Here is a 12572-nt window from a genome sequence, read left to right as displayed (position 1 = left end):
CGTACGCACAGGGGCCCGCCGCGCTCTCACACGACGGGCCCCTGTTCTACCCGGTTTGCGGTGTAACCCACGGTAATCCGTGATTACTTCTTGCCCTTGCCCGACCCCGCGCTGTCATCGCTGGACAGGACGGCGATGAAGGCCTCCTGCGGAACTTCCACGGAACCCACCATCTTCATCCGCTTCTTGCCCTCCTTCTGCTTCTCCAGCAGCTTCCGCTTACGGGAGATGTCACCGCCGTAGCACTTGGCGAGGACGTCCTTGCGGATGGCGCGGATGGTCTCGCGGGAGATGACCCGGGAGCCGATGGCCGCCTGGACGGGGATCTCGAAGGCCTGGCGCGGGATCAGCTCGCGCAGCTTGGCGACGAGCCGCACGCCGTACGCGTACGCCGCGTCCTTGTGCGTGACCGCCGAGAAGGCGTCCACCTTGTCGCCGTGCAGCAGGATGTCGACCTTGACGAGACTGGAGGCCTGCTCGCCGGTGGGCTCGTAGTCGAGCGAGGCGTAGCCCTTGGTCTTGGACTTGAGCTGGTCGAAGAAGTCGAAGACGATCTCCGCGAGGGGAAGCGTGTAGCGGATCTCCACGCGGTCCTCGGAGAGGTAGTCCATACCGAGCAGCGTGCCGCGCCGGGTCTGGCACAGCTCCATGATCGCGCCGATGAACTCACTCGGGGCGAGGAGCGTGGCGCGTACGACCGGCTCGTACACGTCGTTGATCTTGCCCTCGGGGAACTCGCTCGGGTTGGTCACCGTGTGCTCGGTGCCGTCCTCCATGACCACGCGGTAGACCACGTTCGGAGCGGTGGCGATGAGGGCGAGCCCGAACTCGCGCTCGAGCCGCTCGCGGATGACGTCGAGGTGGAGAAGGCCCAGGAAGCCGACGCGGAATCCGAAGCCGAGGGCCGCGGAGGTCTCCGGCTCGTAGACCAGCGCGGCATCGTTGAGCTGGAGCTTGTCGAGGGCCTCGCGCAGCTCCGGGTAGTCGGATCCGTCGAGGGGGTAGAGGCCGGAGAACACCATCGGCTTGGGTTCCTTGTACCCGCCGAGGGCCTCGGTGGCGCCCTTCTGCAGGCTGGTGATCGTGTCACCGACCTTGGACTGGCGGACGTCCTTCACACCGGTGATGATGTAGCCCACCTCGCCGACACCGAGGCCGTCGGCGGACAGCATCTCGGGCGAGTTCGTCCCGATCTCGAGCAGCTCGTGCGTGGCGTTGGTGGACATCATCCGGATGCGCTCACGCTTGTTGAGCTGACCGTCGACGACTCGAACGTACGTGACGACGCCGCGGTAGGAGTCGTAGACCGAGTCGAAGATCATCGCGCGGGCAGGCGCGTCCGCGACGCCGACCGGGGCCGGCACCTCGGCGACGACCTTGTCGAGCAGCGCGTCGACGCCCACGCCGGTCTTCGCGGAGACCTTGAGGACGTCCTCCGGGTCGCAGCCGACGAGGTTGGCGAGCTCCTCGGAGAACTTCTCCGGCTGGGCGGCCGGGAGGTCGATCTTGTTCAGTACAGGGATGATCTTGAGGTCGTTCTCCATCGCCAGGTAGAGGTTGGCGAGAGTCTGGGCCTCGATGCCCTGGGCCGCGTCGACCAGGAGGACGGTGCCCTCGCAGGCGGCGAGTGACCGCGAGACCTCGTAGGTGAAGTCGACGTGGCCCGGGGTGTCGATCATGTTGAGGATGTGCGTGTTGCCCGGCTCCTCGGTGGGAGCCCACGGCAGACGCACCGCCTGGGACTTGATCGTGATGCCGCGCTCACGCTCGATGTCCATGCGGTCGAGGTACTGAGCGCGCATCTGCCGCTGCTCGACCACTCCGGTGAGCTGGAGCATCCGGTCGGCGAGCGTGGACTTGCCGTGGTCGATGTGCGCGATGATGCAGAAGTTGCGGATCAGAGCCGGGTCGGTACGGCTCGGTTCGGGCACATGGCTAGGGATCGCGGGCACGCAGGGTCCTGATTCTTGAGGCGTCCGCAGTGTCTGCGGTCTCGGGTCGGATCGATACGTAGCCTCCATGGTCCCACGGAAGGGGACCACCGACGGGTTTGGGCCGTGGATGGGCCCGCTGGTACCGTGGGGGGCTGTGCCTCATGCCCTCTCAGCAGGAGGCGCTACCTCAAGAAATCATCGGTGCGGGTCCCGCGCGGTCCCGTGCCAGAACCTGAAAAGGCTCATTCGTGGCGAACATCAAGTCCCAGATCAAGCGGATCAAGACCAACGAGAAGGCGCGGCTGCGCAACAAGGCCGTCAAGTCCTCCCTCAAGACCGCGATCCGCAAGGCCCGTGAGGCTGCTGCCGCGGGTGACGTCGAGAAGGCCACCGAGTACCAGCGCGTCGCCGCGCGTCAGCTCGACAAGGCCGTCTCCAAGGGCGTCATCCACAAGAACCAGGCTGCCAACAAGAAGTCGGCGCTGGCTCAGAAGGTCGCCGCGCTCAAGGGCTGACATCTGATGTGACGCCGGAGGGAATCGAGCGGGCCCTCTCTATCCGCTCCCGTCCGGCACCCCTTACGGATCCGCGCGCGGCCTGCGTTCGCCACGCGGGCGCGGATCCAGCAGCTTGAATCGAAGGCCGGGTGCCTCTCCCGTTCCCCATGGGAGGGTGCCCGGCCTTCGGCGTGCCGGTCCTCGCTCCGGGCGTCGCTCGCGGCACAGTGGAGAGATGACCGGAGACGACAGGGACGTTCTGGCCGGGGCCCGCGTGGCGACCAGGCTGCCCGCCCAGGACCTGGACCGGGCGCGGCGCTTCTACGCCGAGAAACTCGGCATGGAGCCCGCCGACGAACGCCCCGGCGGGCTGCTCTACCGCTGCGGCGGCGGGGAGTTCGTGCTCTTCCGCTCGACGGGCGCCTCGCCCGGCACCTTCACCCAGATGGCGTTGGAGGTCGACGACATCGACACCGCCGTGGCGGAGCTGAAGCGGCGCGGTGTGGTCTTCGAGGAGGTCGACGTACCCGGCCTGCGCACACGGGACGGGATCGCCGAGGTCGAGGGCAACTACCCGAGCAAGGGCGCCCGCGGCGAACGCGGCGGCTGGTTCCACGACAGCGAGGGCAACCTACTGGGCATCGGCCAGCCTGTCCGCTGAAGGGAAACCTGCTGGGCGTCGCCCCGCCCGTCCCCTGAGGAGCCGGCCCCTACCCTCGCCCCTCTGGACCTGGCCGGCCGGGGGACAACCCGGCGGCTGGTCCGGGACAGCGAGAGAAGCCGCTGGGCATCGGCTCGCCCGTCTGAGGAGCCGGCCCCTACCCTCGTCCCCTGGACTTGGCCGCCCGGCGGAAAAACCCCAGCGGCTGGTCCGCGACAGCGAGAGAAACCGGCCGGGCATCGACGCCCCCGTCCCCTGAAAAGCGGCCCCTAGCCCCGCCCCCGGGACCGGGCCGCCCGGGCGATGGCGACCACCGCCTTCTCCAGGGCGTACCCCGGGTCGTCGCCGCCGCCCTTTACTCCCGCGTCCGCCTCGGCCACCGCTCGCAGCGCCACGGACACGCCGTCCGGGGTCCAGCCGCGCATCTGCTGCCGGACCCGGTCGATCTTCCAGGGCGGCATCCCCAGCTCGCGGGCGAGATCCGCCGGCCGGCCTCCGCGGGCCGAGGAGAGCTTTCCGATCGCCCGGACGCCCTGGGCCAGCGCGCTGGTGATCATCACCGGTGCCACGCCGGTCGCCAGGGACCAGCGCAACGCCTCCAGCGCCTCGGCCGCCCGCCCCTCGACCGCCCGGTCGGCGACCGTGAAGCTCGACGCCTCGGCCCGGCCGGTGTAATACCGCCCGACGATCGCCTCGTCGATCGTCCCCTCGACATCCGCGACCAGTTGCGAGACCGCCGACGCCAGCTCCCGCAGATCACTGCCGATCGCGTCGACGAGCGCCTGGCACGCCTCCGGCGTGGCGGACCTGCCCGTCGCCCGGAACTCGCCCCGCACGAACGCCAGCCGGTCCGCCGGCTTCGTCATCTTGGGGCAGGCCACCTCGCGCGCCCCGGCCTTGCGCGCCGCGTCGAGCAGCCCCTTGCCCTTGGCCCCTCCGGCGTGCAGCAGCACGAGGGTGATCTCCTCGGCGGGCGCCCCGAGGTAGGCCTTGACGTCCTTGATCGTGTCGGCCGAGAGATCCTGCGCGTTGCGCACGACCACGACCTTGCGCTCCGCGAAGAGCGAGGGAGACGTCAGCTCGGCGAGCGTGCCGGGCTGCAACTGGTCCGGGGTCAGGTCCCGTACGTCCGTGTCGGCGTCGGCGGCCCTCGCCGCGGCCACCACCTCCTGCACGGCACGGTCGAGCAGCAGCTCCTCCTGGCCCACGGCGAGCGTCACCGGGGCGAGAGGGTCGTCATTCGCAGTCTTCCTGGCCATCGCGACAAGCATCCCACGCGCCACTGACAACGGGCCCGAACGGACCGGGGCGTACGCGGGGCCGCTACGGCTCTTCCCGCCAGCCGTCCCACTCCCCGGCGAACCGGTCCAGCTCCCCGGCGTCCAGCCGCCCGGCCTCGTCCCTCAGGACGACCAGCCACTGCGCGTCCTCGGCATCGTCCTCACCGGCCAGCGCGTCCCGCACCAGCTGCGGCTCCTCGACGACCCCGAACCTCTCCCCGAGCGCCTCGACCACCTCTTCCGCGGCATCACGGTCGGGCAGCACCAGCACATGTCGCACATCACTCACGCCGGACATTGTCCGACACCGCGTCGCGGCCCGGTCCGCCGGATCCGCCCGGCTCAGCCCTTGCGGACGACCTGCACATCGAGGTCGATCCTGATGCTCGGCCCGACCACCGCGATGCCCCGCGCCAGCATCGTCTGCCAGCTCACGGTGAAGTCGTCCCGGTGCAGCTCGGTCGTGGCCCGGCAGGCCGCCCGCACCTCGCCCTCCATGCCGTTGCCCAGCCCCAGGTACTCCGTGTCCAGCGTCACCGTCCGCGTGACGCCGTGCAGCGACAGCGCCCCCGTCACGGCCCACCGGTTCGCGCCCTTGTGCACGAACCGGTCGCTGTAGAACTCCAGCGTCGGGAACTTCGCGACGTCCAGGAAGTCCGCCGACCGCAGATGGTCGTCCCGCATCCTCACGTTCGTGTCGATGGACGCCGCGTCGATCACCACATGCATCGCCGACCGCTCCAACGGCTCGGCGACCCGCATGACACCCGCGAACGACTTGAACTGCCCGTGGATCCGGGCCAGTCCGATGTGCCGCGCGGTGAACGCCAGCGAGGAGTGCGCCGGCTCGATCTCCCAGTCGCCGGGCCCGGGCAGCTCCGGCGGCCGGGCCACCTGCAGCGTCACGTCCCCGAGCGACGCGAGCGTGTTCTCGGCTACCTGCGTGGTCGCCCGGTACGGCGTGTACCCCTCCGCCGACACCGCGAGCCGGTACTCCCCCGCGGGCACCGTCGTCACGAACGACCCGAACGGATCCGCGCCCCCGCTGACCACCGCCCGCCCCATGGCGTCGGTGACCGCGAACTCCGCGTGTCTGACCGGCTCGTTGACCGGATCGAGCACCCGGCAGCTCAGCACCCCCGCGCTCGGCGGCGTCGGCACCGCCGCCAGGGGACTCGTCCGTTGCACCCGGTTGGGTCGGCTTCCCCGCCAGCGGCCGATCATCTCGAAAGCCTCCTGGACACCTCGTGCGACTCGAAGTCAGCGGTTCGATCACTGTTCATCGAGGACGCATTCGACCACCGATGAGGCTTTCGAGGCAACACGCGACCACATCACGGGAATCCAGCAGATGTGATGGGACTACTCCCGAGTAGCACCGACTGGAACCATGTGGACCGTGTGTGAACGGTGTGCACCTTCTGGACCGAATCAGCCCCGTCCGGGTCCGGGTCGACCCCCGGACGGATGCGAGTCCGCCCCCGGACGGGTTCGGGTCCGCCCCCGGACGTGTCCGAGTCCGCCTCCGTCCGGTCCGGCTCAGCTCTCCCGACCGGCGCCCCGCACCACCGGCACCGCGTCGAGCTCGATCCCGAACCTCTCCCGGTACACCCCCAGCACCTCCTCGTCCCTCTCCAGCTCCCTCTCCTCCCGCGTCCCGTCGGCCGCTGTCACGGTGAACTTGCGTCCGCTGAGCGTGATCCGCCCTCCTTCCTCCGTGACCCGCGAACAGACCAGCGACCGCGTGAAGTGCGACTCCGGCGACGTGCTGTGCCACCACGCCCCGGCCACGAAGTCACCGAGCACCCGCGGCCGCACCTCCAGGCGGTACTGCGGCCTGCCGTCACGGATCACCTGCAGGTCCGCCACCTCCACCCTGTCGTGTCCACCACGCACCCCGGCCGCGTCCGGCCCCGCCTCCACGATCCGGAACGTGCCCCCCGGGTCCTCCTGTTCTCCCCGCTCCCGGAACGCCAGCGGAAGATGGCTGTGCGCCCCGAATCCGACGTCGGCCAGCCAGTCGCCCCCGTCCACCGTCCGCACCCGCAGTGCGAGATGGTCGTACGGGATCCCGAGCCGCTCCTCGTCCCCGTACACCCGCCCCGCGAGCAGGGCCACCTCGTAGCCCAGGGCGGCCAGCAACGCCCCGAAGGATCCGTTGAGTTCGTAGCAGAACCCGCCCCTCCTGGCGCCCACCACCTTGTCCAGCAGCCGCTTCTCCTCCAGCACGATCTCCTCGCCGAGGTGGATGGAGAGGTTCTCGAACGGCACGGTCCGCAGATGCCGCAGATGCAGCTCGCGCAGCGCGTCGACCGTGGGCCACGCCGGGGGCTCGACCCCGAGGCGGCGGAGATAGGCATCGACCTGGCTTGAGTTCATGCCCTCAGTCTCGCGCCACCGTCAGCTCTCCGCCCTCTCCTACGACCGCCAGTGCGCCGTCCCGGTCCGTCCGCAGCACCGTCGCACCCCCGGCGCGCAGTGCCGCCACCGTGCCGGGCGCCGGATGCCCGTAGGTGTTGTCGGCACCGCAACTGATGAGGGCCAGCCGCGGTGCCGCCCGGCGTATGAGTCCGGGGTCCTGATAGGCCGAGCCGTGATGGGCGACCTTCAGCACGTCCACATCGGCCAGCGCCCCGGCCGCCGGCGACCTCGCCAGCGCCCGCTGGGCCGGGGGTTCGAGGTCCCCGAGGAGCAGCAGCCGCAGCCCCGCCGTCCGGACCAGCATGGCCACACTGGCGTCGTTCGGCCCCTCCGGCACCGGGTGGGCCGGGAGCACCTGCGGATGCGAGCCCGGCGAAGCGCCCGCCGACGGCGGTGGCGGGCTCGGGGGCGGCCACACCACCTGCCAGGACAGCCCGCCCGCGCGGCGCTGCTCCCCGGCGGCGGCGCTCGTCACGGGCACCCGCCGGGCCGCGGCCTGTCTCCTGACGAACGCGGCCTGGTCCGCGGGCTCCTCGAAGCCCGTCGTCTCGATCGCGCCCACGGACCGCCCGCGCAGCACACCGGGCAGCCCCGCCACATGATCGGCGTGGAAGTGGGTGAGCACGACCAGCGGAATCCTGGTGATGCCGAGTGCGCGCAGACAGTGGTCGACGAGCTGCGGATCGGGCCCCGCGTCCACCACCACTCCGGCGCCCTCACCCGCCGCGAGCACCATGGCGTCCCCCTGCCCGACGTCACACATCACCAGCCGCCAGCCCGGCGGCGGCCAGCCCGTGATCACCCGGGTCAGCGGCGGCGGCTGCACCACCGCCAGCGCCAGCAGCAGCCCGCAGACCCCGCACCACCACGGATGCCCGAGCAGCCGCCGCCCCACGAGCAGCACCACCAGAGTCACGGCCGCGAGCAGTGCCGCACCCGCCCAACTGCCCGGCCAGTCCACGCCCGCCCCCGGCAGCGCCGCCCCCGTCCGGGCGATCTCCGCGATCCATTCGGCGGGCCAATGCGCGCACCACGCCAGGGCCTTGGCCACCGGCATCCCCACCGGTGCCGTGGCCAGGGCCGCGAAGCCCAGCACGGTGGCGGGCGCGATCGCGAACTCCGCGAGCAGATTGCACGGCACCGCGACCAGGCTCACCCGCGCCGACAGCACGGTGACCACGGGCGCGCACAGCGCCTGCGCGGCGGCAGCGGCGGCCAGCGCCTCGGCGAGCCTGGGCGGCACCCCGCGCCTGCGCAGCCCGGCGCTCCACCGCGGCGCGAGCGTGAGCAGCGCCCCGGTGGCCACGACGGACAGCAGGAACCCGTAACTCCGCGCCAGCCACGGGTCGTACAGCACCAGCAGCAGGACCGCCGTCGCCAGCGCCGGGATCAGGGACCTCCGGCGGCCGGTCGCCAGGGCAAGCAGCGCGACGGCTCCGCAGGCCGCGGCCCGCACCACGCTCGGGTCGGGTCTGCACACCACGACGAACCCGAGACAGAGCGCTCCCCCGAGCACCGCCGTCCCCCGCAGGGAGATACCGAGGCGAGGCGCGATCCCCCGCCGCTCGGCATGTTGCGCCAGGCCCGGCGGCCCGAGCAGCAGGGCGAGCATGATCGTGAAGTTGGCCCCGGAAACAGCGAGAGTGTGTGTGAGGTCGGTTTCCTTGAAGGCCTCCTCCAGCTCCGGGGTGATCCGCGAGGTGTCCCCCACCACCAGTCCCGGCAACAGGGCCCGGGCATCCGCCGACAACCCGCTGGTCGCCTCCCGCAGCCCGGCCCGCAACCGCCCGGCGAGCCGCTGGGCGTCCGACGGCCCTCCCACCACCTCCGGTACGCCCTGATGCCGCACCCGCAGCACGGCCGCGACCCGGTCCCCGCCCGCCATCGCCGGCGCCAGCCGCGCGCTGACCCGCAGCCGTGTCGACGGCAGCAGCCCGAGCCACGGCGACCGCACCCGCTCACCGGCCGCCGACCACGGCTGCGCACCGCCGGCACCCCCGGCACCCCTGTCACCCCCGGCACTCTTGGCGCTCCTGGCACCCCGGTGGTCCGACCTCACGTCGACGATCATCAGCACCGGCGTCCGCGTCACCGCTGTCCCGCCACCCGCCTCGTGGACCCGTCGCACCTCGGCGTCGATCAGCACGGCGGTGGGAGCCACGTGATCGCCCCGGACCTTGGGGCGGGTCAGCCGTGGGTCGGAGGTGAGCTCGACCTCGGCGGTCACCGTCGCGTACTCCCGCGCCAGGCCGGGCACCGGCCCCCGGCGCAGATCCGCCCCGTGCAGCCCGGCCGAGGCGGCGGCAGCGGCGACGCAGAGCAGCACGGCGGCGGCCGATACACGCGGCCAGGACGCCGACCCAGCTCGCCGAGCCAGCGGCAGCAGCGCGACGGCGAGCAGACAGCCGGCCACGATGCCCGCGGCCCACCCCGGCGATGCGCCCAGCACCAGTGCCGCCGTGCCCCAGGCCGCGAGGGCGGGTGGCACGAGCCGCAGGTCGGTGGGGCCCTCCTGCCGAGGACGGGCGCTGCCGAGCCGCTTCCCGGAGGAGGCGTGCACGGACGACCGGGCCGGTTCGGGCGGCGCGCCCGTGGGAGTGGCCTCGTCGCGCCGCACCGGCGAGTCAGGTGCCGTCCTCATGGCCGTACGAGATTGCGCAGGTCGGCGAAGCGGCGGTCGCCGATGCCGTTCACGTCGCGCAGTTCGTCCACGGAACGGAAACCGCCGTGCCGCGTGCGGTAGTCGATGATGTGCTGCGCCAGCACCGGGCCGACGCCCGGCAGGGTGTCGAGCTGGTCGGCGGTGGCCGTGTTGAGGGAGACCGGAGCCGCCGGCATCGCACCGCCCGCCGCCGCACCGGCTGGGGCGCCTCCAGTGGCCGTACCGCCCGCCCCGGTTCCCCCGACGGGGGCCGGTCCGCCGACGACCACCTGTTCGCCGTCCACGAGGAAGCGGGCGCGGTTGAGACCGTCGGTGTTCGTCCCAGGCTTCACACCGCCCGCCGCGCGCAGGGCGTCCGCGACGCGCGAACCGCTCGGCAGCCGGTGGATTCCCGGCTCACGGACCTTGCCGCCGACGTCCACGACGATCTCGGGCGGCCCCGAGGCACCTGTCGTCTTCGCCGCCCCCGCGGGCACACCCGGCCCTCGCTCCTCTTCGGCCTGCCCGCCCTGTCCTCCCTGCTCCCCGAACGGCGCCGCCGCCCGCACCACCTCGGGCGGCCGCACCGACTGGGTCCGGCCGGTCCAGAAGTGCTGCACGGCGAACGCCGCGGCCACGAAGAGCACCACGCTCAGAGCGAGCACACTCCGCCGCTCCAGCCCACACCTGGTCTGCAACCACAGCGGCATCCGCTCCCGCAGCGCGAGCCCCGCCCGCTCCCGCCAGGCCCCTTCCGCGACCCGACCGGCCACTCCGCTGTCCGACTCAGCGAGGACGGCGTCGGCTTCCACGCCGGGCTCCAGGCCCGGCCGGAACCCGGATTCCACAACCGACCCGTGCCGCTCCCGCCCCTGCGGAGCCCGATCCCCATCAGCCGCCCCCACGGCAGCCGCCTCCACAACAGCCCACGAAGGCCGCCCCCGAGCCGACGGCCGCTCCCCCGGCTCCCCCGACTCCCGCCACTCCCCGACCGATTCAGCAGGCCTGCCCCGTTCTGCAAGCCCACCCCGCACCCCAGCCCCGACCCGCTCAGCAGGCCCAGCCCGTTCACCATGCTCCCCGAACAGCACCCCCGCCCGTCGACGCAACTCCTCCGCCGAAGCGTGCCGATGCCGAGCCCGGCCCCGCACAACCGCAGGGCGTCGACGGTGCCGGACGCGGCCGTCGGACGCGGGCCCCCGCCCCGGGCCGCTGGTCACCGTCGCTGAACGTGAACGTGATCGAAGTGCCATGCGACGAGGATCGGCCACCTCGGCCCACCCGCGATGATCATGGTCGATTCCCGGGGACAACCCCCCGGCTGTGGACAACTCCGCCACTCACACGGGTGATCGGAGCCGACGGTCAGAGCCCCGCCAGAGCCCCGTCAGTGCCTCACAGCAACGTTCACCGCGGCGAAACCACAACTCCCAGCAGCCCGGGCCCCGTATGTGCCCCGATCACCGCCCCGACCTCGCTGACATGCAGCTCGGCCAGCCCGGTCAACCGTGTCCGCAACCGGTCGGCGAGGGCCGACGCCCGGTCCGGGGCGGCGAGATGGTGGACGGCGGCATCGACCTGCCCGCTGCCCGCCCGCTCGGCCGCGATCTCCTCCAGTCGGGCGATCGCCTTGGACGCTGTCCGCACCTTCTCCAGAGGTTCGATGCGGCCGTCGGACAGTTGCAGCAGCGGCTTCACCGCGAGGGCCGAACCCAGCAGGGCCTGCGCGGCACCGATACGGCCACCGCGCCGCAGGTAGTCGAGGGTGTCGACGTAGAAGTAGGCGGACGTGCCCGAGGCCCGCTTCTCCGCGGCCATGACCGCCTCGTCCACCGTGCCGCCCGACTCCGCGACCTCCGCCGCGGAGAGCGCGCAGAAGCCGAGCGCCATCGCGATCATGCCGGTGTCCACCACCCGCACGGGCACCGGCGCCTGCCGGGCGGCCACGACGGCCGCGTCATAGGTGCCGGAGAGCTCGGCGGACAGGTGGAGGGAGACGATGCCGGTGGCGCCGGACTCGGCGACCTTGCGGTACGTCTCCTCGAAGACGGCGGGGCTGGGCCGCGAGGTCGTCACAGGGCGCCGCTTCTGCAAAGCCTGGGCGAGCGCACGGGTCGAGATCTCGGTGCCCTCTTCGAGTGCCCGGTCGCCGAGGACCACCGTCAGGGGCACCGCTGTGATGCCGTGACGCTCCATCGTCCGGGTCGGCAGGTAGGCCGTTGAATCGGTGACGATCGCGACATGGCGGGACATGAGCTGGAGGTTACCTGCCGTAGTGCCCGTGTGGCAGCCCGGGCCCGGTGCCCCGTGGCGCGAGTGGCCGGATCAAGTGGTGCTCTCGGGGCGGGCCTTCTTCTGCCAGGAGTAGGTGGGGCGCGGTCCCGGCGGGGTGATGGCAGGGCGGGCCGGCTCCTGCTCGGGGCTCGACTGAGGCGTCTCCGGCCAGGTCTGCCCGGCTGTGGTGGCGTCGGCGGCGGGCGCTTCGGGCCAGGGTCGCGAGGTCGGCTCGGGCTCCGGCGTCGTCCAGTGCCGCAGGGCCCCGGCCTCGACGTCGATCTGTGCGCTGAGCGTGTCCAGGTCGTCCTCGGCGAAGCGGCGGGCCCGGTCGCGGGCGGCCCAGCGCAGGGCGTCCGCGGACTGTGTGATGCGCTCGGTGCGCTCGCGCAGCCCGGGCAGCCGCTGGGTCAGCGCGCCGCGGTCCGGCTCGGTCTCCAGGCGCTTGAGCTCGTCGTCCAGCTCGTGGCCGTGCGCGCTGAGCCGCTGGAAGAGGCCGATGGACTCCTTCAGGGACTCGTCCTCGGCGACGGACGCGTGCAGCGCGTCCTGGGTGGCGCGCATCGAGGTGCGCAGTTTCAGCCGGAGCTGGGCGATTTCGCCCGCGGCGCCGGGCTGGGCGAAGGACTTGGCCCGCAGGGTGTGGTCCTCGACGGTGCGGCGGGCCTGGGTGAGGCCGCGGTCCACGCCGCGCTTGGCGGCACCGACCACCTTCACGGTCGCGTAGACGCCGAGCCCGAGAAACAGCACGAAGAGCAGGGCGAATACTGCGATCACTGCTTCCACCGGCTCCTCCTCAGGACATCGCGGCACACCTCACGTCGCTCTTCAACAGTAAACGCAACGGGCAGGCCCGGAGTTCCG

At 72.1% G+C, this 12572-nt stretch carries 11 protein-coding genes; 2 read left to right on the top strand and 9 right to left on the bottom strand.

Annotated features, from left to right (window positions below; all coding sequences use genetic code 11):
• Positions 1–83: 83 nt before the first annotated feature.
• Positions 84–1952 (bottom strand): translation elongation factor 4, encoded by a 1869-nt coding sequence (lepA, locus tag KJK29_RS25620; protein ID WP_215121468.1) that lies wholly within the window; start codon positions 1950–1952, stop codon positions 84–86.
• A gap of 230 nt (positions 1953–2182) precedes the next feature.
• Here lepA and rpsT point away from each other — a divergent pair, with 230 nt between their 5' ends.
• Together rpsT and KJK29_RS25610 are read left to right on the top strand one after the other, a co-directional pair.
• Positions 2183–2449 carry a 30S ribosomal protein S20 gene (rpsT, locus tag KJK29_RS25615; RefSeq protein WP_033306356.1) on the top strand — a complete coding sequence of 89 codons (267 nt, stop codon included), beginning with the start codon at positions 2183–2185 and terminating at the stop codon, positions 2447–2449.
• Positions 2450–2666: 217 nt separating this feature from the next.
• A complete protein-coding gene (locus KJK29_RS25610; RefSeq protein WP_215121467.1) occupies positions 2667–3092 on the top strand; it encodes a VOC family protein in 426 nt (141 codons plus the stop codon).
• 269 nt (positions 3093–3361) lie between these two features.
• Here KJK29_RS25610 and holA read toward each other — a convergent pair whose 3' ends face one another.
• From holA to KJK29_RS25570, 8 genes are all read right to left on the bottom strand, one after another.
• Positions 3362–4351 carry a DNA polymerase III subunit delta gene (holA, locus tag KJK29_RS25605; RefSeq protein WP_215121466.1) on the bottom strand — a complete coding sequence of 330 codons (990 nt, stop codon included), beginning with the start codon at positions 4349–4351 and terminating at the stop codon, positions 3362–3364.
• Between the two features lie 64 nt (positions 4352–4415).
• Positions 4416–4661, bottom strand: a complete 246-nt coding sequence (locus tag KJK29_RS25600) for a hypothetical protein (protein WP_215121465.1) — start codon at positions 4659–4661, stop codon at positions 4416–4418.
• Between the two features lie 53 nt (positions 4662–4714).
• Positions 4715–5596 carry a YceI family protein gene (locus KJK29_RS25595; RefSeq protein WP_215121464.1) on the bottom strand — a complete coding sequence of 294 codons (882 nt, stop codon included), beginning with the start codon at positions 5594–5596 and terminating at the stop codon, positions 4715–4717.
• 315 nt (positions 5597–5911) lie between these two features.
• Positions 5912–6751: an arylamine N-acetyltransferase family protein gene (locus tag KJK29_RS25590; protein ID WP_215121463.1), complete on the bottom strand. Its 840-nt coding sequence runs from the start codon at positions 6749–6751 to the stop codon at positions 5912–5914.
• Between the two features lie 4 nt (positions 6752–6755).
• Positions 6756–9434, bottom strand: coding sequence for a ComEC/Rec2 family competence protein (locus KJK29_RS25585; protein ID WP_215121462.1), 2679 nt, complete (start codon positions 9432–9434; stop codon positions 6756–6758).
• Positions 9431–10687, bottom strand: coding sequence for a ComEA family DNA-binding protein (locus KJK29_RS25580; protein WP_215121461.1), 1257 nt, complete (start codon positions 10685–10687; stop codon positions 9431–9433). Before KJK29_RS25580 ends, KJK29_RS25585 begins: the two co-directional genes overlap by 4 nt.
• Positions 10688–10841: 154 nt before the next feature.
• Entirely contained in the window at positions 10842–11687 is an 846-nt protein-coding gene (locus tag KJK29_RS25575) for a DegV family protein (RefSeq protein ID WP_215121460.1), read from the bottom strand.
• 72 nt (positions 11688–11759) lie between these two features.
• A complete protein-coding gene (locus KJK29_RS25570) occupies positions 11760–12494 on the bottom strand; it encodes a hypothetical protein (protein ID WP_215121459.1) in 735 nt (244 codons plus the stop codon).
• Positions 12495–12572 lie beyond the last annotated feature (78 nt).

It is taken from the genome of Streptomyces koelreuteriae, from assembly GCF_018604545.1.
Lineage (GTDB): Bacteria > Actinomycetota > Actinomycetes > Streptomycetales > Streptomycetaceae > Streptomyces > Streptomyces koelreuteriae.
This window is presented reverse-complemented; position numbering and strand designations above follow the sequence as displayed.

Excerpts from the sequence above, each read along its gene's own strand:
- KJK29_RS25580 (WP_215121461.1), bottom strand. The coding sequence starts at position 10,687 with ATGGCACTTCGATCACGTTCACGTTCAGCGACGGTGACCAGCGGCCCG.
- KJK29_RS25585 (WP_215121462.1), bottom strand. The coding sequence starts at position 9,434 with ATGAGGACGGCACCTGACTCGCCGGTGCGGCGCGACGAGGCCACTCCC.
- KJK29_RS25575 (WP_215121460.1), bottom strand. The coding sequence starts at position 11,687 with ATGTCCCGCCATGTCGCGATCGTCACCGATTCAACGGCCTACCTGCCG.
- KJK29_RS25610 (WP_215121467.1), top strand. The coding sequence starts at position 2,667 with ATGACCGGAGACGACAGGGACGTTCTGGCCGGGGCCCGCGTGGCGACC.
- KJK29_RS25590 (WP_215121463.1), bottom strand. The coding sequence starts at position 6,751 with ATGAACTCAAGCCAGGTCGATGCCTATCTCCGCCGCCTCGGGGTCGAG.
- holA (WP_215121466.1), bottom strand. The coding sequence starts at position 4,351 with ATGGCCAGGAAGACTGCGAATGACGACCCTCTCGCCCCGGTGACGCTC.
- KJK29_RS25595 (WP_215121464.1), bottom strand. The coding sequence starts at position 5,596 with ATGATCGGCCGCTGGCGGGGAAGCCGACCCAACCGGGTGCAACGGACG.